General features: G+C 64.3%; 24 protein-coding genes. 18 read left to right on the top strand and 6 right to left on the bottom strand.

From position 1 onward, the window contains the following. Positions 1 to 107: 107 nt before the first annotated feature. Positions 108 to 395 carry a YggT family protein gene (locus RA21_RS04725; RefSeq protein WP_019295027.1) on the bottom strand — a complete coding sequence of 96 codons (288 nt, stop codon included), beginning with the start codon at positions 393 to 395 and terminating at the stop codon, positions 108 to 110. Positions 396 to 528: 133 nt separating this feature from the next. Here RA21_RS04725 and RA21_RS04720 point away from each other — a divergent pair, with 133 nt between their 5' ends. From RA21_RS04720 to RA21_RS04665, 12 genes are all read left to right on the top strand, one after another. Next, the gene (locus RA21_RS04720; RefSeq protein WP_039146886.1) at positions 529 to 1077 is read left to right on the top strand and encodes an acyl-CoA thioesterase; all 549 of its coding nucleotides are present in this window, start codon (positions 529 to 531) and stop codon (positions 1075 to 1077) included. 17 nt (positions 1078 to 1094) lie between these two features. Then, complete coding sequence (locus tag RA21_RS04715; RefSeq protein WP_272946445.1) at positions 1095 to 2492, top strand: MFS transporter; 1398 nt, start codon at positions 1095 to 1097, stop codon at positions 2490 to 2492. Further along, the gene (gene mepA / locus RA21_RS04710) at positions 2489 to 3358 is read left to right on the top strand and encodes a penicillin-insensitive murein endopeptidase (RefSeq protein WP_039146884.1); all 870 of its coding nucleotides are present in this window, start codon (positions 2489 to 2491) and stop codon (positions 3356 to 3358) included. Before RA21_RS04715 ends, mepA begins: the two co-directional genes overlap by 4 nt. Continuing rightward, positions 3331 to 4242, top strand: a complete 912-nt coding sequence (locus tag RA21_RS04705; RefSeq protein WP_039146882.1) for an esterase-like activity of phytase family protein — start codon at positions 3331 to 3333, stop codon at positions 4240 to 4242. Before mepA ends, RA21_RS04705 begins: the two co-directional genes overlap by 28 nt. Before the next feature lie 175 nt (positions 4243 to 4417). Then, positions 4418 to 5053 carry a queuosine precursor transporter gene (locus RA21_RS04700; protein WP_039146879.1) on the top strand — a complete coding sequence of 212 codons (636 nt, stop codon included), beginning with the start codon at positions 4418 to 4420 and terminating at the stop codon, positions 5051 to 5053. A 263-nt stretch (positions 5054 to 5316) separates the two neighbouring features. Then, positions 5317 to 5736 carry an alternative ribosome rescue aminoacyl-tRNA hydrolase ArfB gene (gene arfB, locus RA21_RS04695; RefSeq protein ID WP_039146876.1) on the top strand — a complete coding sequence of 140 codons (420 nt, stop codon included), beginning with the start codon at positions 5317 to 5319 and terminating at the stop codon, positions 5734 to 5736. A 75-nt stretch (positions 5737 to 5811) separates the two neighbouring features. Further along, positions 5812 to 6558: an SDR family oxidoreductase gene (locus RA21_RS04690; protein WP_039146873.1), complete on the top strand. Its 747-nt coding sequence runs from the start codon at positions 5812 to 5814 to the stop codon at positions 6556 to 6558. Next, the gene (locus RA21_RS04685; protein WP_039146870.1) at positions 6555 to 6908 is read left to right on the top strand and encodes a cupin domain-containing protein; all 354 of its coding nucleotides are present in this window, start codon (positions 6555 to 6557) and stop codon (positions 6906 to 6908) included. Before RA21_RS04690 ends, RA21_RS04685 begins: the two co-directional genes overlap by 4 nt. An 82-nt stretch (positions 6909 to 6990) precedes the next feature. Further along, a complete protein-coding gene (locus RA21_RS04680; RefSeq protein ID WP_039146867.1) occupies positions 6991 to 8013 on the top strand; it encodes a P1 family peptidase in 1023 nt (340 codons plus the stop codon). Positions 8014 to 8123: 110 nt separating this feature from the next. Further along, positions 8124 to 8585, top strand: coding sequence for a c-type cytochrome (locus RA21_RS04675; protein WP_019295037.1), 462 nt, complete (start codon positions 8124 to 8126; stop codon positions 8583 to 8585). Between the two features lie 152 nt (positions 8586 to 8737). Beyond that, positions 8738 to 9280: an isopentenyl-diphosphate Delta-isomerase gene (idi, locus tag RA21_RS04670; protein WP_019295038.1), complete on the top strand. Its 543-nt coding sequence runs from the start codon at positions 8738 to 8740 to the stop codon at positions 9278 to 9280. A 78-nt stretch (positions 9281 to 9358) separates the two neighbouring features. Further along, positions 9359 to 10615 carry a flavin-dependent oxidoreductase gene (locus RA21_RS04665; RefSeq protein WP_039147050.1) on the top strand — a complete coding sequence of 419 codons (1257 nt, stop codon included), beginning with the start codon at positions 9359 to 9361 and terminating at the stop codon, positions 10613 to 10615. A gap of 126 nt (positions 10616 to 10741) precedes the next feature. On the opposite strand, the gene glpK is transcribed toward RA21_RS04665, so the two are convergent. The 3 genes from glpK to panB form a co-directional block, all read right to left on the bottom strand. After that, the gene (gene glpK, locus RA21_RS04660; protein WP_039146864.1) at positions 10742 to 12232 is read right to left on the bottom strand and encodes a glycerol kinase GlpK; all 1491 of its coding nucleotides are present in this window, start codon (positions 12230 to 12232) and stop codon (positions 10742 to 10744) included. A gap of 67 nt (positions 12233 to 12299) precedes the next feature. After that, on the bottom strand, positions 12300 to 13160 hold the full coding sequence (gene panC, locus RA21_RS04655) for a pantoate--beta-alanine ligase (protein ID WP_029204698.1): 861 nt from the start codon (positions 13158 to 13160) through the stop codon (positions 12300 to 12302). Positions 13161 to 13168: 8 nt separating this feature from the next. Then, a complete protein-coding gene (panB, locus tag RA21_RS04650; protein ID WP_039146861.1) occupies positions 13169 to 13999 on the bottom strand; it encodes a 3-methyl-2-oxobutanoate hydroxymethyltransferase in 831 nt (276 codons plus the stop codon). A 167-nt stretch (positions 14000 to 14166) separates the two neighbouring features. Between panB and RA21_RS04645 the strand changes: the two genes are divergently transcribed. Both RA21_RS04645 and RA21_RS04640 read left to right on the top strand, forming a co-directional pair. Further along, complete coding sequence (locus tag RA21_RS04645; RefSeq protein WP_039146857.1) at positions 14167 to 15645, top strand: ABC transporter substrate-binding protein; 1479 nt, start codon at positions 14167 to 14169, stop codon at positions 15643 to 15645. A gap of 186 nt (positions 15646 to 15831) precedes the next feature. Beyond that, positions 15832 to 16794, top strand: a complete 963-nt coding sequence (locus RA21_RS04640) for a hypothetical protein (RefSeq protein WP_241483473.1) — start codon at positions 15832 to 15834, stop codon at positions 16792 to 16794. 39 nt (positions 16795 to 16833) lie between these two features. Here the strand turns inward: RA21_RS04640 and RA21_RS04635 are convergent, their stop codons facing one another. Then, entirely contained in the window at positions 16834 to 17955 is a 1122-nt protein-coding gene (locus RA21_RS04635) for an acetoin utilization protein AcuC (RefSeq protein ID WP_039146852.1), read from the bottom strand. A 199-nt stretch (positions 17956 to 18154) separates the two neighbouring features. Here RA21_RS04635 and RA21_RS04630 point away from each other — a divergent pair, with 199 nt between their 5' ends. The 4 genes from RA21_RS04630 to RA21_RS04615 are packed head-to-tail and all read left to right on the top strand — an operon-like array spanning position 18155 to position 22962. Then, entirely contained in the window at positions 18155 to 19102 is a 948-nt protein-coding gene (locus tag RA21_RS04630) for an ABC transporter permease (RefSeq protein ID WP_019295046.1), read from the top strand. Beyond that, the gene (locus RA21_RS04625; protein WP_039146850.1) at positions 19099 to 19914 is read left to right on the top strand and encodes an ABC transporter permease; all 816 of its coding nucleotides are present in this window, start codon (positions 19099 to 19101) and stop codon (positions 19912 to 19914) included. The genes RA21_RS04630 and RA21_RS04625 overlap by 4 nt, the downstream gene beginning before the upstream one ends. After that, entirely contained in the window at positions 19911 to 21518 is a 1608-nt protein-coding gene (locus RA21_RS04620) for an ABC transporter ATP-binding protein (protein WP_039146848.1), read from the top strand. The genes RA21_RS04625 and RA21_RS04620 overlap by 4 nt, the downstream gene beginning before the upstream one ends. Further along, on the top strand, positions 21511 to 22962 hold the full coding sequence (locus tag RA21_RS04615) for an aldehyde dehydrogenase family protein (protein WP_039146845.1): 1452 nt from the start codon (positions 21511 to 21513) through the stop codon (positions 22960 to 22962). The genes RA21_RS04620 and RA21_RS04615 overlap by 8 nt, the downstream gene beginning before the upstream one ends. Before the next feature lie 120 nt (positions 22963 to 23082). On the opposite strand, the gene pncB is transcribed toward RA21_RS04615, so the two are convergent. Beyond that, complete coding sequence (pncB, locus tag RA21_RS04610; RefSeq protein ID WP_039146842.1) at positions 23083 to 24372, bottom strand: nicotinate phosphoribosyltransferase; 1290 nt, start codon at positions 24370 to 24372, stop codon at positions 23083 to 23085. Between the last annotated feature and the right edge of the window lie 10 nt (positions 24373 to 24382).

Raw genomic sequence — 24382 nt, 5'->3', positions numbered from 1 at the left:
GGTCAGTGCTGCTCTTCTTTGGCAGGCACAATCCCACAGGAGGCATGAGGCGGCAAGGCCCGCAGGTAAAAAGCCCGGCAGGAAACGCCGGGCCGGAGATTTTCAGATCAGTAGAACGCCGAGACGTTGTTCACCAGGATGATGCGCAGCGCGTAGACGCCGATCAGCACCGCCAGCGGCGCCAGATCAATGCCGCCCATGTTGGGCAGGATGCGGCGCACCGGCGCGTAAAGCGGCTCCAGGATCCGGTTCAGGCCATACCAGATCTGCCCCACCAGCTGCTGGTGCAGGTTCAGGACCTGGAAGTTGATCAGCCAGCTCATGATCACATGGGCAATAATGAAGAACCAGACCACGTCCAGGATCAGCATCAGGATTTGGAACAGCGAGACCATCGGTATTTCCCTTTTTCGAACAGCCTCACAGGTAAGCAGACGCGGCGAAATGCGCAAGGCTTCCGCGAGGTTGCGGTTGACGCGCTGTAAACGGGTGGCATCACGGGCACATGGCAACTAGGAGCGCGCGCCGATGTACCCGATTTTCCGCCTGATCAAGGATACCGTTCTGGCCAGCCGGATGGAGCGGCTGCCGATCACTGGCATGCATGTCTCCAGCCACATCTGCTGGCCCTGGGACCTGGACATGTGGATGGAGCTGAACAACGGCCGCACCATGACGCTGTATGATCTGGGGCGCACCATGCTGGCGCAGCGGGCCGGGCTGATCGGCGCGCTGAAGAAGAACCGCTGGGGGCTGACGGTGGCGGGCTCCTCGGTGCGCTACCGCCGCCGCATCCGCGGCTTTGAAAAGTTCGAGATGCGCAGCCGGGCGGCCGGCTGGGACGAGAAGTTCATCTATGTCGAGCAATCCATGTGGAAGAAAAACGGCGATTGCGCCAGCCATGTGATGCTGCGCACCGCAGTGACAGACAGGAACGGCATCGTGCCGCCGCAAAAGGTGCTGGAGGCGCTGGGACAGAACCAGACGCCCGCACCCGAGCTGCCCGGCTGGATCAGGGACTGGTGCGCGGCGGATGGCGGCCGGCCCTGGCCGCCGATGCAGGACGGGCTTGCCTAGGCCCCTGCCCGCCTGCCATACCTGAAGGCAACAAGAATAAGAGGCCGGGTATGCAGCAGGTGTCCACGCGCAAGCGGATCTGGGGGTGGTGGTTCTTTGACTGGGCCAGCCAGCCTTATCAAACCCTGCTCGTCACCTTTGTGTTCAGCCCGTTTTTTGCCGCCGTGGCCGCCGAGTATTTCATGGGCCAGGGATTGGACAGCGAGGGCGCCAAGGCGCAGGCGCAGACCGTGTGGTCGATGTGCCTGACCATAACCGGGCTGATCATCGGCTTCGGGGCGCCGTTCCTGGGGGCGCTGGCGGATATCACCGGCAGGCGGTTGCCCTGGATCATGATGTTTTCGCTGATGTATCTGATCGGCGCTTGGGGGCTGTGGTACATGGACCCGGGCGGCAGCAACCTGTGGTGGATGCTGGTCAGTTTCGGCTTTGGTTTCATCGGCGCCGAATTTGCCCTGATCTTTGTCAATGCGCAGCTGCCGACACTGGCAAGCCGCGAGGACGTGGGCGACATCTCCGGCTCCGGTTTTGCCTTTGGCTATCTGGGCGGGGTGATCGCACTGTTCATCATGCTCTTGCTGTTTGTGGAACAGGGCACCGGCAAGACGCTCATTGGCCTCAGCCCGGCCCTGGGCCTGAATGCGGAGGCCAAGGAAGGCACCCGCGCCGTCGGCCCCTTCACCGCAATCTGGTTTGCCGTCTTCATGATCCCTTACTTCCTGTGGGTGAAGGACCGCGGCGCGACAGGGCGCAAGGCCAGCCTGGGCAAGGCCTGGCAGATGGTGGTCAAGCTGGTCTCCGGCCTGCGCAGCCGGCTGAGCCTGGCAAGCTACCTCGGCTCCTCGATGCTGTACCGGGATGCGCTGAACGGGCTCTACGGTTTCGGTGGCGTCTATGCCAAGCTGGTGCTGGGCTGGGAAATCACCCAGATCGGCATCTTCGGCATTGTCGCCGCCTTTGCCGCTACGGTGTTCAGCTGGCTCGGCGGCAAGGCCGACCGGCGGTTCGGACCCAAGCCGGTGATCATCACCTCGATCCTGATCCTGTCGTTCGTGTGCCTGATCATCGTCTCCATGTCCCGGCACCAGATATTCGGCGTTGCGCTGGCGGAGGGTTCTACCCTGCCGGACACGGTATTCTTTGGCTGCGGTATGCTGATCGGCGGTTTCGGCGGCATCCTGCAGGCGGCCAGCCGCAGCCTGATGGTGCGCCACACCAGCCCCAAGGACGCGACTGAGAGCTTTGGCCTTTATGGCCTGTCAGGGCGCGCCACCGCGTTTCTGGCGCCGATGCTGATCGGCGTTGCAACAACTGTCACCGGCAGCGCCCGGCTGGGGATCACCCCGGTCATCGGCCTGTTTCTGATCGGATTGGTATTGTTATTCTGGGTTCAAGGAGAAGGAGATCAGGGTTGAGACTGTTACTTGCCATCTGTCTGGCGGTTGCGGGACTGAGTGTTCCGGCAAGCGCGCAGACCCCCGCCAAGGCGCTGTTTGGGGCCAAGCCCAGCGCTTCACAGCAAAAACCGGCGCCGTTCGGCTCCTACGCCAAGGGCTGCGTGGCCGGCGCCGCGCAGCTGCCCGAGACCGGACCCACCTGGCAGGCGATGCGCCTCAGCCGCAACCGCAACTGGGGGCATCCAGCGGCTATTGATTTTGTGAAAGACCTGAGCCGCGTAGCCGCCAAGCAGCGCGGCTGGAAGGGGCTTTATATCGGCGACATCAGCCAGCCGCGCGGCGGGCCGATGCTGTCGGGCCACCGCAGCCACCAGATCGGCCTCGATATCGACATCTGGATGCGCCCGCCCGACCGGCTGAACCTCAGCCGCAGTGCCCGCGAGAACATCTCCTCGATCTCCCTGCGCCGGGCCAAGGGCGCCTATGTGAACGCGAGCTGGAGCCGGGCGCATCATGAAATCCTGAAGGCCGCCGCGCAGGACAAGCGGGTGGCGCGGATCTTCGTGTTTCCCGGCGCCAAGGTACAGATGTGCAACGACGAGAAGGGCGACCGCCGCTGGCTGCGCAAGATCCGGCCCTGGTGGGGGCATCACTATCACTTCCATGTGCGGCTGGCCTGCCCCCGCGGTGCGCGCGGCTGTGTCGATCAGGCGGCCCCGCCCAAGGGCGACGGCTGCGCCGATGCGCAGCAGTGGGTGAACAACATTCTGAACCCGCCACCGCCGAAACCGGTTGACCCGAACGCGCCAAAGCCTAAACCACGGCGGGACTACACCCTTTCGGACCTGCCCCAGCAATGCGCCGCCGTTCTGCAATCAAACTGATCCTGGCTGTTGCCGCTGCCGCCGGACTGGCGGCAGCAGGCTATGCCGCCAGCCGGCCGCTGGCGGCGGACAGCACCGCACAGTATCTGGGCAGCTATACCTGGACGTTGAAAAAGCCCTGGTTCGGCGGCTTCTCGGCGCTGAAGATCACCGATGGCGGCCGCGCCATGGTGGTGCTGAGCGACCGGGCGACACTGGTCACGACGGACATTCAGCGCAAGGACGGCAGGATTTCCGGCGTCACGGCCAAAACCGCGCACCGGCTGCGCGCCTCCACCGGCAAGACACTGCGCGGCTTTGCCGGCGACAGCGAGGGTCTGGCCATCGCCGCGGACGGCAGCCGCTACATCTCCTTTGAAGGTGCGGCGCGGGTTGCCCGCTACCGCCGCCCCGACGGGCGCGCCAAAGTGCTGCCGCGGCCCAAGGGGTTCCGCAAGCTGCCGCCCAACAAGTCACTGGAGACCCTGGCGATCAATGCCCGCGGGCACCTCTACACGCTGCCGGAACGGGCCTATGACAAACACGGACAGATCCCGGTCTGGCGCTGGAACGGGCGGCGCTGGAGCCGGCCCTTCAGCCTGCCGCCGCGCGGCGGGTTCCTGCCGGTGGACGCGGATTTCGGTCCCGACGGGCGGTTCTACCTCCTGGAGCGCGACCTGACCCTGCTGGGCTTCCGCTCCCGGCTGCGCCGCTGGGATATTACCGCAAGCGGCCCGGATAATGAAACCGTGCTGCTGCAAACCGGCCCCGGTACTCATGACAACCTTGAAGGCCTGTCGGTCTGGACCGATGCAAGCGGCCGGATGCGCGCCACCATGGTATCCGACGATAACTTCCTGCCGGTGCAGCGCACCGAGCTGGTGGAGTACGCCCTGCCCCGCTGACGCAGCACACCCGCGCCGCGCCCAACCGCAAGGGGGCCTTTGCAGAAGGCACACGGCGCGGGCGGGAGCCTCCCCCGGGTGCGGAAACCTTGCGAAACCGGCACAGGCAGTCTAAGGGATCCGGTCTTTTGCTGCGGAGCCCTCTCTGCGGCCCCGAAACAAACGGATCCTGCGCATGACCCGCTCGCATATTCCCGGCATTCTTGCCATGGCCGCCGTGGTGGTGGCCTCCAACGTCCTGGTGCAATTCCTGTTCGGCAACTGGCTGACCTGGGGCGCCTTCACCTATCCGGTGGCTTTCCTGGTCACCGATGTGATGAACCGCGTCTACGGCGCTGCCGCCGCGCGCAAGGTCGTGGTGGCGGGCTTCGTCACCGGGGTGATCTGCTCGCTCATCGGCACGCAGGTGATGCTCGAAGGCGACGGCTTCACCTACCCGGCGGTGACGCTGCGCATCGCGCTTGGCTCCGGCCTCGCGTTCCTGACGGCACAGATGCTGGACGTTGCCATCTTCTCCGCACTGCGCGAGGGGAAATGGTGGCGGGCGCCGCTGGCTTCCACCCTGATCGGCTCCACCGTGGACACCGCGATCTTCTTCACCGTCGCCTTTTCCGTCTCGCTCGCCTGGATCGAACCGGCCAATGATGTGTCCTGGGCGGGCGACATGCTGCCGCTGATCGGACAGGGGCCGGTGGTGCCCTATTGGGTCTCGCTGGCCTTCGCAGACTGGCTGGTGAAACTGTCGCTTGCGCTGCTCGCGCTTGTGCCCTTCCGCATCATCGTGCGTAAGATGTCCGCAAAGACCACATGATTTTGTTTTGACATCTGCCGAATCTGTGGCAGGCTGGGCTTACACGAAACATCAGAAAGGAGGTGCCCATTGTCTAGAGAAGCTATGGAGAGCAGTGCCGGAACAGTTCAGAAGGAGTGCGGCCGAGGCAGCCCTTGGTACGTATAGATCACTGAATTGGTGCTGACCTAACCGGTGCACCTCCTATCATCTCGAAGGGCTGTTCCCCGCGTGTGGAACAGCCCTTTCGATTTTAAGGTCCCCTTCCGCAAACCACCCAAGCCATGATCCGCATCAACGACCAGATTACCCTGCACGACTGGGAAATGACCGAGAGCTTCATCCGCGCCTCGGGTCCCGGCGGGCAGAATGTGAACAAGGTGGCGACCGCCGTTGAGCTGCGGTTCGAGGCCGAGCGCTCGCCTGCGTTGGCGCCCGCGGTCAAATCGCGGCTGAAACGGCTGGCCGGGCGGCGCTGGACCAAGGACGGCGCCATCATCCTGCAATGCGACGAAACGCGGTCCCAGCAAAGAAACCGCGAGATCGTGCGCGAACGGCTGGCGGAACTGGTGCGCAAGGCGCTGGTGGCACCGAAGCGGCGGATCGCCACCAAACCCACCCGCGGTTCAGTCCGGCGGCGGCTGGACGCCAAGAAGCAGCGCGGTGAGTTGAAAGCGACGCGCGGTAAGATCGACCCGGATTGATCCGGGCTTGATCCGGGGATTGCACCCGCCTTCCTCTCCGCCCATGCTGACGCCAAACAATGCGGGAGGGAAATCATGCGGCTGAACGGAAAAACCGCCATCGTGACTGGCGGTGCCTCGGGCTTTGGCGCAGGCATCGTACGCAAGTTCCTGGCGGAAGGCGCACGGGTGATGATCGCAGACATCAATGGTGCGGCAGCAGAGGCAATGGCAGCGGAGCTGGGCAGCAATGCTATTACGCAGACAGTAAATGTCGCGGATGGCTCATCGGTCAGCGCAATGGCAGAGGCAGCGCTGGCGGCCTTCGGCCAGCTGGATATCCTGGTGAACAACGCAGGCGTCACTCACCTGCCCAGCCCCCTGGAGGAGATCAGCGAGGCGGATTTCGACCGGGTGCTGGGCGTAAACGTGAAGTCGGTCTACCTGACCGCCCGTGCGCTGGTGCCGCATATGAAGGCAAACAAACGCGGCGCGATCCTGAACGTCGCCTCCACCGCCGGCGTGTCGCCTCGCCCCAATCTCAACTGGTACAATGCCTCCAAGGGCTGGATGATCACAGCCACCAAAACCATGGCGGTGGAACTGGCGCCGCACGGCGTGCGGGTCAATGCAATCAACCCGGTGGCGGGGGAAACACCGCTGCTCAAATCCTTCATGGGCGAAGACACCCCGGAGATGCGCGCCAAGTTCCTGTCCACCATCCCGATCGGCCGCTTTTCGACGCCGGAGGACATGGGCAACGCGGCCTGTTTCCTGTGCTCGGATGAGGCAAGCATGGTGACCGGCGTTGCCATGGAAGTAGACGGAGGGCGCTGCATATGAGACCTGTGAATCTGGCAGAAAAGCTGGCGATGTTCTCCAGCCACTGGGACCCGCATGTGGTGGCGGAATACAACGGCAACGATGTGATGGTGGTGAAGTTTCAGGGCGAATTTCCCTTTCATCATCACCCGGACACCGACGACTTCTTTCTGGTGCTCGAAGGGGAGATGGTCATGGATATCGAGGGTGAGCCGCCCCGGACCGTGCGCGCGGGCGAATTGTTCGTGGTCCCCAAGGGCGTCACACACCGCCCCCGCGCCGATCAGGAATGCAAAGTGCTGCTGATTGAGCCGAAGGGTGAGCCGAACACCGGCGATGCGGCAACCGCAGCCCCCAAGCCGCGGATCTGACCCGGCCTTTTCATCTTTCTTCAAATACTCCCGCCGGAGGCCGCGCGCGCCAGCGCACTCCCCAGATAAAGGACGTCCCGCCATGCTCCCCGGTCCCAGGAACCTGATCACCGACGTGCCCGGCATTCTCGTCGGCAACGCCCAGGATGCGGCATTGAAATCCGGCGCCACGGTGCTGACGGCGGACAAACCCTTCACTGCTTCGGTGCATGTGATGGGCGGTGCGCCGGGCACGCGGGAGACCGATCTGCTGGCACCCGACAAATCGGTCGCCAGGATCGATGCGCTGGTGCTGTCGGGCGGCTCTGCCTTCGGGCTGGATGCCTGTTCCGGTGTGATGGACGCGCTGCATGAGGCGGACCGCGGCTTTCCGGTCGGCCCGGTGCGGGTGCCGCTGGTGCCGGGCGCCATTCTTTTTGACCTGCTGAACGGCGGGGATAAGGGCTGGGACCAGAACCCCTACCGCGCCCTGGGCCGGGCGGCTTTTGAGGCGGCGGCGGAAGAATTCGAACTTGGCACCGCAGGCGCTGGCACCGGCGCGCTGACGGCGATGCTGAAGGGCGGGTTGGGGTCTGCATCGCTGGTGCTGGACAGCGGAGTCACCGTTGGCGCCCTGGTTGCAGCCAATCCGCTGGGCGCCGTCACCACCCCGGGGGAGCGGCATTTCTGGGCCGCGCCGTTTGAAATCGGCGATGAATTCGGCGGGATCGGGCCTGATACCGCCTCCGGGCTGGGCCGCAGCCAGCAGAGCCGCAAGGTCGAAGCGATCCAGAAACTGAGCGGCGCCCCGCTGCCGCCGGAGGGGGCCAATACCACCATCGCCATCGTTGCCACCGACGCGGCACTCTCCAAGGCGCAATGCCAGCGGCTGGCCACGGCGGCCCATGACGGCATCGGCCGCGCCATCCTGCCTGCCCATTGCCCCGGCGACGGCGATCTGGTCTTTGCCGCCAGCACCGGCGCCAGAGCGCTGGACGCACCGGACGCGGAACTGGGCCAGTTCTCCCATGCTGCCGCGCTGTGCCTGAGCCGTGCCATCGCACGCGCGGTCTATCTCGCCCGGCCTGAACCAGGCGACCTGCTGCCCTGCTGGGCCGAGCCTTGAAACACCGCAGCTTCCTGCCGGGACTTTGATGCGCGTCAAACTGCCGGTTGACACTGCCGGCTAATAAATCATGAGTCACACCTGCCAACTCATAGACTGGAGCAAGCAATATGAAACCTCTTTTGACTGCCGCCATTTTCGGCCTCCTCGCCGCCCCTGCCTTTGCCGAAGGCGACCCGGCCAAGGGCGAGAAGGGGTTCAACAAGTGCAAGTCGTGCCACATGGTGGTGTCCGACGCGGGCGATGTGATCGTCAAGGGCGGCAAGACCGGCCCGAACCTGTGGGGCCTGGCAGGCCGTCAGGCGGGCACCGTCGATGGCTTCAACTACAGCGATGACCTGGTTGCCGCTGGCGAAGCCGGACTGGTGTGGGACGAAGAGAAATTCGTCGCCTTCGCGGCAGACCCTAAGAAATTCCTGCAGGCTGAAACCGGCGACAGCAAGGCCAAGTCGAAAATGTCGTTCCGCCTGAAGAAGGGCGGCGAGGACATATATGCCTTCCTGGCCAGCAACGGCCCCGCCCCAGCGGAGGAAGCTGCCGCTGAGGAAGGTGCAGAAGCCGCCACCGAATAAGCCCTGAAGCCGTCAAAAACGGCCCTGAAGCCGCGGCATTTTAGCCGCGGCTTTTCGCGTAATTGCTTTCCGTGCCCGCAAACGTTAGCGGTAGTTGCTATACCCGCCGGAATGCGGCAGGCCGCAGAACAGAAAACTGCCACGGACACAGCATGAGCCATATGATCCCCGCCTGGGTGAACGGTGAATTGACCCCGGTCGACAAGCTGGCTGCGCATGAGCGCGGACTGAAGCACAAGGCGGTCTCTGTCTTTGTGGTGAAGGGCGTGGAAATCCTGATGCAGCGCCGGGCGATGGGGAAATACCACACGCCGGGCCTGTGGGCGAACACCTGCTGCACCCACCCGATGTGGGACGAACAGCCCTCGGCCTGTGCCGTGCGGCGCATGAATGAGGAACTGGGGCTGACCGGCCTTTATCCTGAATTCCGCCACCACCTGGAATACCGCGCCGATGTCGGCAACGGGCTGGTCGAGCATGAGGCCGTGGATGTGTTCCTCGCCCATGCCCACCGGCCGCTGCGGATTGCCGCCAACCCGGATGAGGTGATGGAGACCCGCTGGGTCGACTACCACGACCTCTTGGCGGAGGTGAGCCGCCATCCGGAACGCTTCACCCCCTGGCTGAAGATCTACCTGCACAACTACGCCGATGTGATCTTTGGCCCCGACCTGATCATCGCCGGACGGCGCTGACTTCTTTCCTTCCCTGCCTGCTTGCTCCGCCCCGTATGCCGTGGTTATCTGCGCGCAAAACTAGCGAGTATGCTTATCATGCCCATTCTCATCTCTGGCGGTGGAATTGCCGGCCTGACCCTCGGGCTGACGCTGCATCAGATCGGAGTGCCCTTCCGCATCTTCGAGGCCGCGCAGGAGCTGAAGCCGATGGGGGTTGGCATCAACCTGCAGCCCAACGCGGTGCGGGAGCTGTTCGAACTGGGGCTGGAAGCAGAGCTGGACGCCATCGGTGTGCGCACCCGGCAACTGGGGTTTTACAGCAAGCTGGGCAAGACGATCTGGGAAGAGCCCCGCGGTACCGGTGCGGGCTATGCCTGGCCGCAGTATTCGGTGCACCGGGGAGCGCTGCAGATGATGCTCTACCGCGCCCTGGCAGAGCGTGCCGGTGCGGACTGCATTGAGACCGGCGCACGGGCGGCAGGGTTTGAAAACACAAACGAAGGCGCAGCGCTGCTACTGGCGGACGGGCGGCGGTTGGAAGGGTCCCTGGTTGTGGCAGCGGACGGCATCCACTCCGCCCTGCGTGCGCAGATGGCGCCGGATGAGGGCGCGCCGATCTGGAACGGCCGCATCCTGTGGCGGGCCACCACCCAAGCGCCCGCTTTCAAGGGCGGCGCAGCAATGGCAATGATCGGCCACGATCATCTGCGGCTGGTGGCCTATCCGATCTCAGCGCCGGATAGTGATGGCCGCGTCACCATGAACTGGATTGCGGAAAAGAGTTTTGATCCCTCCGCCCCTTGGCGCCGGGAGGACTGGAACCGGCCTGCGGACATTCAGGAGTTTCTGCCGGATTTCGAGGATTGGCAGTTCGATTGGATCGACGTGCCGGCCCTGATCCGCGGGGCGGAAGTGGTCTATGAATACCCGATGGTGGACCGCGACCCGCTGGCGCGCTGGACCCAAGGCAACACCACCCTGATGGGCGACGCCGCGCACCCAACCTACCCGGTGGGATCGAACGGCGCCAGCCAGGCCATCGTCGACGCGCGGGTGATCGGCGCGAAACTGCTGGAGCACGGGGTTACTGCCGCGGCGCTCAAGGCCTATGAGGCAGAGGTGCGCCCAGTGACGGCAGCGGTGAGCCTCGCCAACCGCGCGGGCGGCGGGCCGGACGGGGTGCTGCAGCGGGTCGAAGATCTCTGCGGTGGCGACTTTGCTGACATCGGCGAGGTCATCCCCAAGGCTGAGCTGGCCGCCCACGCCGCCAAGTACAAGTCCATTGCGGGCTTTTCCATCAAAGAGCTGAATGCCCGCTCTGCTACCATCCCGGCAGGCGCCCACGTCAGCTAGACCGCACACACAATCCGCTTCTCAGCAAAACGAGAACGCCGCGCAAACCGCGGCGCCTCGCCCAACTGTGAGGCGCATTCTGCAAACGCGGCGGAGCAGGCGGGAGCCCCCTCCCTGCCCCTGTGGTTACACGCCAATCACCGCCTGCACTGCGCGCTGCCAGCGGGCATAGGCCGCCTGCCGAGCCGCGGGCTGCATCAGCGGCGAGAACTGGCGATCGAGCTTCCAGGTATCCGCAAACCCCGTCTGGTCCGGATAGATCCCGGCCCGCATACCGGCCAGCCAGGCAGCGCCCAGCGCGGTGGTTTCCTGCATCACCGGGCGGTCGACGGCGGCGCCCAGGATGTCCGACAGGCTTTGCATGGTCCAGTCGCTGGCGCTCATGCCGCCATCGACGCGCAGGGTCACGGTGTGGTGGCTGTCGTCCTCCCAGTCGGCGCGCATCGCCTCATAGAGGTCGCGGGTCTGATAGGCGACACTTTGCAGCGCGGCGCGGGCAAACTCCGCCGGGCCGGAATTGCGGGTCAGGCCGAACATGCCGCCGCGGCATTCCGGCTCCCAATAGGGCGCGCCGAGGCCGGTGAAGGCGGGCACCAGGATCACGTCCTGGCCCGGATCGGCCCGCAGGGCCAGTTCACCCGATTCCGACGCCTGTTCGATGATCCCCAGCCCGTCGCGCAGCCATTGCACCGCGGCGCCGGCGATGAAGATCGAGCCTTCCAGCGCATAGGTCGGTTTGCCGTCGAGCTGATAGGCAATGGTCGTCAGCATCCGGTTCTTGGACACAACCGGTTCATCCCCGGTGTTCAAGAGCGCAAAGCAGCCCGTCCCGTAAGTGGATTTCATCATCCCTGGCTGGAAACAGGCCTGGCCTATGGTGGCCGCCTGCTGGTCGCCGGCCACGCCCAGAATCGGGACCGGACCGCCCAGGATTTCCGGATCGGTGGTGCCGAAATCAGCGGCGCTGTCCTTCACCTCCGGCAGCATCTGCTGCGGCACATCCAGAAGATCGCTGATGGTGCGGCTCCAGCGGCCCTTGCGGATGTCATACATCAGCGTGCGCGCCGCGTTGGTGGCGTCAGTGACGTGCGACGCGCCGCCGGTCAGGCGCCAGATCAGGAAGCTGTCCACCGTGCCGAACAGCAGATCGCCTGCCGCGGCACGGTCGCGGGCGCCCGGAACAGTGTCGAGGATCCATTTCACCTTGGTGCCGGAGAAATAGGGATCAAGCAGCAGCCCGGTGCGGTCCGCTACCATTTCCGCGTGGCCTGCCTCGCGCAGCTGTTCGCAGATGGCGGCGGTGCGGCGGTCCTGCCAGACGATGGCGTTGTGGATCGCCTTGCCGCTGGCCTTGTCCCAGACCACGGTGGTTTCGCGCTGGTTGGTGATGCCGATGCCCGCGATATCCGCGGCAGAGACCTCCAGATCCGCCATCACCTTGCGGCAGACCGCGACGGTGGTTTCCCAGATCTCCTCCGGGTCATGCTCCACCCAGCCCGCCTGCGGGTAATGCTGGGTAAACTCCTGCTGCGCGGTGCCCGCGACCTGCATGCCTGCATCAAACAGGATTGCCCGGGTCGACGTGGTGCCCTGATCAATTGCCAGAATATAGGTCATCGGCTGCCCTCCAGTCTCCTCTGACCGGGGACAATAAACGCAAAGGTGCTACCGCTACCAGCCCCTACTAAGAATTTAGTTTCAATACTGCGATATTGTCGATCAGGCGGATGCCATCCATCCAGGCCGCGGCCAGCAGGCGTGCCGGACGGGTTGGAGTGTCCAGCGCCTCCAGTGTTTCAGCGCAGCGCAGGTCGAAGTATTCCACGTCGCCGAACCCCGCCTCAGCCAGCGCCTGACGCGCGGCGGCCTCCAGCGGCGCCCAGGGTTCGCCCTCGGACGCCTTGGCGGCAGCTTCGCGCATCGCGGCGTTAAGGGCCGCAGCTTTCGCCAAAGCCTCCTCCGAAAGCCGCAGGTTGCGAGAGGACATGGCGAGGCCCGACGGCTCTCGCACGGTTTCGCAGCCAATGACCTCAATCGGGATGTCCAGATCGCGCGCCATGCGGGTCACCACCATCAGCTGCTGATAATCCTTCTGGCCAAAAAACGCTTTGTCCGCGCTGGTTTGCAGGAACAGCTTGGCGACCACCGTTGCAACGCCATCGAAGTGGCCGGGGCGGAAGGGGCCTTCCATCACCGCGGTGATGCTGCCGCCGACCGAGACATTGGTGGCATAGCCGTCAGGGTAGATCTGGTCCGGGTCCGGCACATAGATCAGGTCAACGCCGTAGGGCGCAAGCTTCTCCGCGTCCTCGTTCTCGGTACGCGGGTAGTTCGCCAGATCTTCCGGATTGTTGAACTGCTTGGGGTTCACGAAGATGGTCACGATCACGCGGTCGCAAGCCTGTTTGGCGGCCTCCACCAGCGACAGATGGCCGGCGTGCAGCGCGCCCATAGTCGGCACCAGACCGATGGTTTCACCGTTGCGGCGCCAGTCTGCCGTCTGGGCGCGCAAGTCAGACAGACGTCGCAGGATCGGAGCAGTCATGTCGGCACTCATCCTTTGGAAGGCGCTTGATCAGCGAACACATGCTCCGCTGCGGGGAAGCTGCGTGCCCGCACTTCGGCGGCGTATTCGGCAATGCCTGCCTCAGCCAGCGGGCCAAGATCGGCGTAGCGTTTGACGAATTTCGGCTTGAACGCGGTGAAGAAGCCCAGCATGTCATCAACCACCAGGATCTGCCCGTCGCAGCCGGCGCTGGCGCCGATGCCGATGGTGGGAATTGCAACCTCTGCGGTAATCTTGTCGGCCAGTTTCTGCGGCACCTTCTCCAGCACCACGGAAAATGCCCCGGCCTCAGCCACCGCGCGGGCATCGGCCAGCACGGCATCGGCTTGCGCAGCGCGCCCCTGCACCTTGTAGCCGCCCAGGGTGTTGATCGACTGCGGCGTGAGGCCAATATGCGCCATCACCGGGATTCCGCGCTTGACCAGGAAGCGGATGGTTTCGGCCATCTCGACGCCGCCTTCCAGCTTGACCGCGGCGCAGCCGGTTTCAGCCATCAGCCGGGCGGCGTTGCGGAACGCCTGCTGCGGGCCTTCCTCGTAAGACCCGAACGGCATGTCGATGACCAGCATCGCCTGGTTCAGACCGCGCGCGACCGCCTGGCCGTGCAGGATCATCATCTCCATTGTGACGCCCAGGGTGGAGGTCAGCCCGTGCAGCACCATGCCGACACTGTCGCCAACCAGCACGAAGTCGCAGTGCTTGTCCATCAGCCGGGCCATCGGCGTGGTATAGGCCGTCAGGCTCACCAAAGGAGTGCCGCCCTTGCAGGCACGGATGTCTTCGGCGTTGGGCGCCTGTTTCTTGGCTGTCGCGCTCATGGCTGTCCTGTCCGCGGTTCTTAGAGTGGACACGGATTACCAATTAACGCCGCGTGCTTCCAGTGCGCGAAATGCCGCCCGGCCTTGATTACGCACGGGAAACAGGGAAACTCGTTTCCAATAGGCGCCGTTTTCCGGCCCGCAGATTGCACACAGGGAGATTTCAGATGGGTTTCAGATCCTTTGTTTTTGCCGCCAGTTCCGCGCTGGCTCTGGTAGCGGGCGGCGCCTGGGCCAAGGACAGCGTCACCATCGGCCTGCAGCTGGAGCCGCCGCACCTGGACCCGACCAGCGCCGCCGCGCAGGCCATCGACTCGGTGGTTTACAGCAATGTCTTCGAGGGGCTCACGCGCTTCATGGGCGATGGCTCGGTGGTGCCGGCGCTGGCGGAAAACTGGGAAATTTCCGAGGACGGCACCGTCTATACGTTCAAGCTCCGTGAGGGCGTGACTTTTCACGACGGCAGCACGCTGGATGCGGAAGACGTGAAATTCTCGCTCGACCGCGCCCGCGCTGAGGACAGCACCAACGCGCAGAAGGCGCTGTTCGAGGGGATCGCTTCGGTGGAGGCACTGGACCCGCAGACCGTGCAGGTCACGCTGGAGGCACCGAACGGCAGCCTCTTGTTCAACCTGGCCTGGGGCGATGCGGTGATCGTCGCACCGGAAAGCATCGAAGACATCAAAACCAATCCCATCGGTACCGGCGCCTATACCTTCCAAGAATGGGTGCAAGGCGACCGCATTACGCTGGCGCGCAACCCGGATTACTGGGGCGAACAGCCTGCGCTGGCCTCGGCCACCTTCAAGTTCATCTCCGACCCCACCGCTGCATTCGCCGCAATGATGGCCGAGGATATCGACGCCTTTGACAACTTCCCGGCGCCGGAGAACCTGCCGCAGTTCGACGCAGACCCGCGGTTCCAGGTGCTGGTCGGCTCGACCGAGGGCGAAACGATCTTGTCCACCAACAACAAGCAGCCGCCGTTTGATGACATCCGGGTGCGGCAGGCCCTGGCCCATGCCATCGACCGGCAGGCGATCATCGACGGCGCCATGTTCGGCTACGGCACCCCGATCGGCACCCATTTCGCGCCGCACCACCCGGCCTACAAGGATCTGACCGGCATGTCCTCATACGACCCGGAACAGGCCAAGGTGCTGCTGGCGGAGGCGGGTTTCCCGGATGGGTTCGAGACCACCCTGCACTTGCCGCCGACCTCCTACTCCCGCCGCGGCGGTGAGATCGTTGCCGCGCAGCTGGCCGCCGTGGGCATCAAGGCCGAGATCATCAACGTCGAATGGGCTCAATGGCTGGAAAGCGTGTTCCGCGGCAAAAGCTTTGGCCTCACGATCATCAGTCATACCGAGCCAATGGACATCGGCATCTATGCCCGGCCAGACTATTACTTCCAGTATGACAGCAAGCCGTTTCAGGAACTGATGGCAAAGCTGAATACCACCACCGATCCGGACACCCGCACCGCCATCCTTCAGGAGGCGCAGGAGGTGATCGCAGCGGATTATGTGAACGGCTACCTGTTCCAGCTGGCCAAGCTGGGGGTGGCCAAGTCAGGGCTGCAAGGGCTGTGGGAAAACGCGCCCACTGCCGCGATTGACCTTAGCGCGCTAAGCTGGGCGGAGTAACAGTACTGCCGCGCAGCCCCCGCTGGCCGGGCTTCGCGGTTTCCCTTGTGAATTGGCAGCTTGAGTATGATTGTTTCCGGTATCTTCCAGCCTCTCATCCGCCTTCTGGCTCTGGCTGCGGTGTGTTTTTCCTGCCTTGCCTGGCCAGCCTGGGCACAGCAGGAGCTTTCGGGCAGGCTGGAAGGTTTGACCGGACAACCCGAAGCCCCGCTGGAAGTGGGCATCGGCATCAAGATCGACCAGATCGTCAACGTCGATCAGAAGTCTGAAAACTATGGGGCAGTTGCGGTCATCCGGGCCGAATGGACAGACCCGGCGCTGGCATTCGATGCCGGCGCGTTCGGGCGGAACTACCGCATATTCCAGCCCGATGCGCTGGCGGACTACGCCAAGTCTGCCGGTGCGATTATTCCGGTTTTCGTGATCCAGAACCAGCAATCCAACCGCTGGATCCACCAATCCGCAGCCGGTGTCCGCTCAGACGGCCATGTGGTCTATGTTGAAAAATCCTCGCTGACGCTGCAGGCCCCGTATTTCGATTTCAGAAAATACCCGTTCGACACCCAGCGGTTTCAATTCGAAGTCGCCTCAGTTCTGCCTGCGGAATTCGTGAGCTACTACCCCCTGAACGACCACTCTGGGCTGGGCGATCTGCTGGGCGAGGAGGAATGGATCCTTGGGAATGCGCGCCTGATCAAGTCCAACGCCGAAGGGATCTCCGGCAATGACAGCGACCAGATCACGCTGGTGTTCGAAGGCAGCAGGCACATCACCTACTACCTGATCCGGGTGTTCCTTCCCATGCTGGTGCTGATCGCCGTCAGCTGGTCGGTCTTTTTCCTCGACGAGTACCGCAAGCGGATCGAAATCTCAGGTGCGAACCTGCTGGTCTTTGTCGCCTTCAACTGGGCGATTTCAGCGGACCTGCCTAAGCTGGGATACCTGACCTTTCTTGATTTCATCCTGCAGTGGATGTTCCTTGCCACCGGTGCGGTCATCGTCTTCAACGTGGTGCTGCGCCGGCTTAAACTGGCCGGGCGCGAGACCCTGGCCCGGAAGCTCGACAACTACGCGCTGAAGTGGATCTACCCCATCGGCTATGCGGCCATCGTCGGCTTTGCGGTGCTGAAGTTTCTGGTCACGTCTTAACAAGACGCAGTCTGCGCCTGGCATTCTGCCAATGCTGCGCTAGCCCCTGAAATGCCTGTCACGCAGATAGGCCACCCGCTCCCGGATTTCCTGCCGGACCTCTCCGCCGCGCGGCTGGTCGCGCAACGTCGTGAACCAATGCTCCGGCGGGTTGCGGCCCAGCCGGTTGCCGTTGAACTCCAGCCCGCGCAGCACCGCTTCGCCCGCTGCAGGCAATCGCTCCGGCACCTCATACCCGTTCAGCGTGGCCCAGACCCCGGTCCAGAGCCGCCCGACCGACCACGGGTTATAGCCACCGCCGCCCAGCACCAGATAGCGCGGCGCCATCCCCATCAGCGCCCGCACCACCGTCCAATGGGCGTTGTTCGACAGATCCAGATGCGGCAGCGGGTCTTCAGTGACGGCATCCGCCCCGCATTGCAGCACGATGGCATCCGGGCCAAACGCCTCTACCGCGGGCAGGATCAATTCATCGCGGATATGGGCCATTTCATCATCGTTGAAGCCGCGCGGCACCGGCAGGTTCAGCGCTGATCCGCCCGCATCCTCGGCCAGCATGCCGGTCTTGGGCCAGAGGTTTTCCTCATGCACCGAGATCATCAGCACGTCAGGATCGCCGGCAAAGCCGTGCTCCACCCCGTCGGCGTGATGGGCGTCGATGTCCACATAGGCGATCCGTTGCGCGCCGTGATGGCGCAGGGACAGCATCGCCAGCACCGGATCGTTCAAGTAGCAAAACCCGTTGGCTCGGTCCGGCATTCCATGGTGCGTACCGCCTGCCGGATTGTAGACGATGCCGCCCTCCGCCAGCAGCTCACCTGCCAGGATCGACCCGCCCGCGGCGGTGGCCGGGCGGCGGAAGATTTCCGGAAATACAGGATTGGAAATGGTGCCCAGATGATGCCGTGCGCGCACCTCTGCACTCACTTCCTGCGCAGCCTCCGCCGCCTGCAGCGCGGCGACATATTCGGGCGTGTGCCAGATGGTCAGCGCCGCGGGTTTGGCGCGGGGGGAATTCACATAGACCTCATCCGGCAGCCAGCCCAGCGCACGGGACAGGTCCATCACGGTGGAAACCCGCGGCACCCGCAAGGGATGGGTGCGGCCATAGGAAGAGCCGCGGTAGATTTCGGATCCGATGAAAAAGGGGCGGGACAGCATGGCATAGTCATAGCCTGCACGGCGCTCGAGGCGAAAGCCCCTGCGCCCCGCCGCGGGCCCGGGATACCGTGCGATAGCCGCACGAATTTCCGGCTCCAAGCGTTCAACCAGCTGAGAACGGGCGCTTATTTGCGTGCAACGCTGCCCGCCCCTCTCTCCCCTCTGGACCGCGACACCCGGCCCTCCTAACGTGGCAGCCATGCTGCGTTATGCCTTGAAACGCCTGGTGTCGCTGATCGTCAGCCTGGCCGTTGCCTCGCTGGTGATTTTCCTCGTGGTGGAGGTGGCACCGGGTGATCCCGCCTCCTTCATGCTGGGGGTCAATGCGCAGCCGGATACCATCGCCGCGCTGCGCACGGATTTGGGGCTGGATCAAGGCAAGGCCGCCCGCTACCTGAACTGGATCACCGGAATGCTGGCCGGTGATTTCGGCACCTCCTACACCTACCGCACGCCCGTTGCAGGGATGATTGCCGACCGGATGTGGGTGTCGCTGCCGCTGGCGCTTTATGCGCTGACGCTGTCGACGCTGATCGCCTTCCCTGCCGGCATCTATGCCGCCGCCCGCCGCGGCAAGCCGGGCGATATGGCGGTGATGGGAGCAACCCAGCTGGGCGTCGCGGTGCCAAACTTCTGGTTTGCGATGATGCTGGTCCTGATCTTTGCCATCAACCTGCGCTGGTTCGGCGCCGGCGGGTTTCCGGGCTGGGAAGCGGGGCTTAGAGCGGGCCTCCATGCGCTCACCCTGCCCGCCATCGCGCTGGCCCTGCCGCAGGCGGCGATCCTGACCCGGGTGATGCGCTCTGCCCTCCTGGACATCCTGGGCGAGGATTTCATGCGCACCGCCCGCGCCAAGGGCCTCAGCCGCCGTCAGGCGCTGTGGCGGCACGGGGTACGCAACGCCCTGATCCCGGTGCTGACCATCATCGGGCTGCAGTTTTCGTTCCTGCTGGCGGGCGCCATCATCATCGAGCAGGTATTCTACCTGCCCGGCCTCGGGCGGCTGGTGTTCCAGGCGATTTCGTCACGTGACCTGATCGTGGTGGAGTCAGTGGTGATGCTCTTGGTCTTTGCTGTCATCACGGTGAATTTCCTGGTCGATCTCGCCTATGCGCTGGTTGACCCCCGCCTCAGGAGCCGGACATGACCCGCAACCTGATCCTTGGCGCCGTGATGTCATCGCTGGTGCTGCTGCTAGCGGCACTGTCTTTCATCTGGACGCCGTTTGACCACGCGGCGATGAACATCCCGGGCAAGCTGCAGACACCGAATGCGCAGCACTGGCTGGGCACCGATCATTTCGGCCGCGACCTGATGTCGATGATCATGGTGGGCGCCCGCACCTCCATCGCCGTGGCGATGGTGGCGGTTGGCATTGGCATGGGCGCGGGCGTGCCGCTGGGGCTGGCGGCAGCCGCGCGCAAGGGATCGTGGCTGGATGAATTGATCATGCGCGGCAACGATCTGGTCTTTGCCTTCCCCTCGCTGGTGATCGCCATCCTGATCACCGCCGTTCTGGGCGCAGGCGCCGTCAACGCCATCATCGCCATCGGCATCTTCAACATCCCCGTCTTTGCCCGCATCACCCGCGGCGCGGCGCTGTCCCTGTGGGAGCGCGAGTTCATCCTGGCCGCGCGGGTCGCAGGCAAGGGCTCGGCGCGCATATCAGCTGAGCATATCCTGCCAAACGTCATGAACCTGCTGATCGTGCAGGGCACCATCCAGTTTTCGCTCGGCATTCTGGCGGAGGCGGGCCTCAGCTATGTCGGCCTTGGCGCGCAGCCGCCCACGCCCAGCTGGGGGCGGATGCTGGCCGACGCCCAGACCATGGTCAGCTTTGCGCCGCATCTGGCGCTGGTGCCGGGCATGGCCATCATCCTGACCGTGCTGGGGTTGAACCTGCTGGGTGACGGCCTGCGCGACTACCTGGACCCGAAACTCAGGGTGGCGCGCGCATGACCCTGTTGGATGTCACCAATCTGTCGGTCAGCATCGGCGCCTTCCAGGTGCTAAAGGGCGTCTCCTTTCACGTTGATCCGGGCGAGATTGTTGCCGTCACCGGCGAGAGCGGCTCCGGCAAGTCGATGACCGCGCTGGCCATCATGCAGCTGCTGCCGGATCTGGCGGAGGCCAAGGGCTATGTCACCCTGGAGGGCACCCAGCTGCTGGAGCAGCCCGAGGACAGCATGTGCGCCCTCCGCGGCCAGTCCATCGGCATGGTGTTTCAGGAGCCGATGACCGCGCTGAACCCGGTGAAAACCATTGGCGCGCAGGTCATGGAAACCATCCTGATCCACAAGGCAATGCCGCGCGAGAAGGCCGAGGCCCGCGCCCGCAAGGTACTGGAGCGGGTCGGGCTGCCTCAGGACCGCTTTCCGCTGTCGCGCTATCCGCATGAGCTGTCGGGCGGCCAGCGCCAGCGGGTGGTGATCGCCATGGCCATCGCCCTGCGCCCGAAACTGCTGATCGCGGATGAACCGACCACCGCGCTGGACGTGACCACCCAGGCGCAGATCCTGGCTCTGCTCAAGGATCTGGTGCAGGACTATGGCATGGGATTGCTGATCATCACTCATGACCTGGCGGTGGTGGCGGATCTGGCGGACCGGATTGTCGTCATGCGCCAGGGCGAGGTGGTGGAGACCGGCCAAACGGACTGGCTTTTGCGCAACATGCGCCACCCCTACACTCGGATGCTGTTTGAAGCCTCAAACCATCAAGTGGCGCTGCCGGAACCACCTGCCCCGGCACCGCTGCTGGAGGTCCGCAACGCGATACGCGACTACAAGACCCCGCGCCCCTCGCTGTTTGCCAAACCTGGCAGCTTCCGCGCCGTGAACGATGTCTCCTTCACCCTGAACCGCGGCGAGCGGCTGGGGCTGGTGGGTGAATCGGGCTGCGGAAAATCGACCCTAACAAGGGCAATTCTGGGGCTGGAGCCGCTGCAAGGCGGGGAGATTCGTCTGGACGGCCAACCTGTGACGACTCAGCTTGAACCGGCGATTCGGCGAAAAATTCAGGTGGTGTTTCAGGACCCCTACGGCAGCTTTAACCCGCGCCACCGTGTGGAGCGGCTGGTCACCGAACCGTTCCATACGCTGCCCGATCCGCCCGCCAGCGCGGCGCGCAGGGATCTGATTGCCGAAACACTCTCCGCAGTCGGGCTAAAGCCGGAGGATGCCGGTAAATACATTCACCAGTTCTCTGGCGGCCAGCGCCAGCGCATCGCCATTGCCCGCGCCCTGATCACACGGCCGGAGCTGATCATCTTTGACGAGGCGGTCTCAGCCCTCGACGTTTCGGTCCGCGCCCGTATCCTCGACCTGCTGGCGGAGCTGTGCGCAGCCTATTCCCTCACCTATCTGTTCATCAGCCACGACCTGAGCGTGGTGCGCACGGTCACCGACCGCTGCCTGGTGATGCAGAACGGGGAGATCGTGGAGCAGGGCGAAACCGAAGCCGTGTTCAGCGATCCCCAGCACCCCTACACCTGCCAGCTGATCGCCGCAGCGCCGGTGCTGCCCGACCTCTCCGATCCCGAAAGGAGCACCCAACATGTCTGATCCCCTCTGGTTCGATCCTGCGCTTTGCCTGATTGGCGGCAAGTGGCTGCCCGCGGCCAGCGGCGGCACTCTGCCGCTGGTGAATCCGTCGGACGGCAGCAAAATCTGCCAGATCCCCCGCGGCGGCGCGGCGGATATCGAGGCCGCCGTGCTGGAAGCAGAGGCGGCGCTGGACGGCGATTGGGGCCGCATGACCGCATTGGAGCGGGGCCGCATCCTGACCCGCATCGGCCAGTTCGTGCTGGAGCGGGTGGAGCTGCTGGCGGCGATTGAGGCGATGGACGTGGGCAAGCCGCTGACCCAGGCCCGCGCCGATGCGGTGGCGCTGGCGCGGTATTGCGAGTTCTACGGCGGCGCGGCGGACAAGGTGATGGGGGAGACCATCCCCTATCTCGATGGCTACACCGTCTATACCCTGCGGGAGCCGCATGGGGTGACGGGGCATATCGTGCCCTGGAACTACCCGATGCAGATCATTGGCCGGTCCGTCGGCGCGGCGCTGGCAATGGGCAACGCCTGCGTGCTGAAACCCGCGGAGGAGGCCTGCCTGACCGCGCTGGCGTTCGCCCATATCGCCATGGAGGCCGGGCTGCCCGCAGGTGCCCTGAACGTAGTGCCGGGCCTGGGGGCTGAGGCCGGCGCGGCGCTGGCCGGGCACCCCGGTGTGCATCACATCTCCTTCACCGGGTCGGTCAGAACCGGTGCGCTGGTGCAGCAGGCGGCAGGGGCCAATGTAGTGCCTGTCACGCTGGAGCTGGGCGGCAAGTCCCCGCAGCTGGTGTTTGACGACGCCGATCTGGAAGCCGCCCTGCCGTTTCTGGTGAACGCCGGCATCCAGAACGCGGGCCAGACCTGTTCCGCCTCCTCGCGCATCCTGGTGCAGCGCGGGGTGTATGAGGAGGTGAAGGCACGGATGGCAGCGGCCTATGGCGCACTGACCGTGGGGCCGGCGTCAGAGGACCTGCGGGTCGGGCCGCTGATTTCCAGCCGGCAGAAGCAGATTGTCGAGGACTATCTGAAACAAGGCGCGGACCTGCCGGTGGCGGCGCAAGGGGCAATAGTGGAGCACGCCCCGGAAAGCGGCGCCTATGTGCGCCCCACCCTGTTTGCCGATGTGCCGGAGGATCATGTGCTGGCGCGGGAAGAGATTTTTGGCCCGGTGCAGGTGCTGATCCCCTTTGACACCGAGGAGGACGCACTGAGGATTGCCAATGCCACCGACTATGGCCTGGTCGCCAGCGTCTGGACCCGCGACGGAGCGCGGCAGATGCGGCTGGCGAAACGCCTGCGGGCGGGCCAGGTGTTCCTCAACAACTACGGCGCCGGCGGCGGGGTGGAGCTGCCGTTTGGCGGCGTCGGAAAATCCGGCCACGGGCGGGAAAAAGGGTTCGAGGCGCTATACGGGTTTTCGCAGCTGAAGACCGTGGCGGCGCATCACGGGTAAGGTCTGAAAATAGGTCAGCCGTTATGTCCAAATGTTTCGCGCGCGAAACATTTGGACAGTGACTCTGCCACTAATTGTGCTGATTGACGAAAACCCTGCCGCTAGACCGGCGAAGTGTTATCAAACGATTACCGCCTGCCGTTCCTGCTCTCCGACACCGAAAACACGCTTGTAGCGGGCGATTTCCTCTGCCGGACCCATCGCCTTTTCCGGGTTGTCGGACAGCTTCACCGTGGGTCGCCCGTTGGCCGCAACCGCCTTGCACACCAGCGAGAACGGCGCCAGCGCGTCATCCGGCACCAGCTTGCGGAAGTCGTTGGTCAAGAGCGTGCCCCAGCCAAAGGAAACCTTGGTGCGGCCCGAGAACTGCGCGTGCAGGTCCTGGATCTGCTGCACGTCGAGGCCGTCTGAAAAGATCACCCGTTTCTCTGCCGGGTCCTCGCCGCGCGCCTTCCACCAGTTGATCGCCACCTCGGCGCCTTTGGCCGGGTCGCCGCTGTCGATGCGGATACCGGTCCAGCCGGCCAGCCAGTCCGGCGCGCGGTCGAGGAAGCCCTGGGTGCCGTAAGTGTCGGGAAGGATGATGCGCAGGTTGCCTTCGTGCTCGTCATGCCAGTCGGACAGCACGTCATAGGGGGCCTGCGCCAGTTCCGCATCACTGCCGGCCAGCGCAGAATAGACCATCGGCAGCTCATGGGCATTGGTGCCGATCGCCTCCACCTCGCGGCGCATGGCAATGAGGCAGTTGGAGGTGCCGGTGAATTTCTCGCCCAGCCCCTCGATCATCGCCTGCACGCACCAGTCCTGCCACAGGAAGGAGTGGCGGCGGCGGGTGCCGAAATCGGCGATGGTCAGGCCCTCCACCTCGCGCAGGCGTTCGATCTTTTCCCAGACGCGGGTCATGGCGCGGGCGTAAAGCACCTGCAGCTCAAACCGGCCCATGCTGTTGATCACGGCGCGGCTGCGCAGCTCCATCAGCACTGCGAGCGCCGGGATTTCCCACAGCATCACCTCGTGCCATTTGCCCTCGAACGTCAGCTCATACTGGTCGCCCTTGCGCTCCAGGTGGTAGGGCGGCAGGCGCAGCCCCTCGAACCATTCCATGAAATCAGGGCGGAACATCTGTCGCTTGCCATAGAAGGTGTTGCCCCGCAGCCAGGTGCTTTCGCCGCGGGAAAGGGACAGCGAACGGATGTGGTCCAGCTGTTCGCGCAGCTCGCCCTCGTCGATCAGTTTTGCGAGCGGCACCTGCGCGGAGCGGTTGATTAGCGAGAAGGTGACAGTGGTGTCCGGCTTGTTGCGGAACACCGACTGGCACATCAGAAGTTTATAGAAATCAGTATCAATCAGCGACCGGACGATCGGGTCGATCTTCCATTTGTGATTGTAGACGCGGGTTGCGATATCCACCGTCGGCCTC

The sequence above is a fragment of the Leisingera sp. ANG-DT genome (assembly GCF_000813785.1).
Classification (GTDB): Bacteria; Pseudomonadota; Alphaproteobacteria; order Rhodobacterales; family Rhodobacteraceae; genus Leisingera.
Note: the sequence above shows the minus strand (reverse complement) of the source record. Positions and strands in the feature narration are given on the sequence as shown.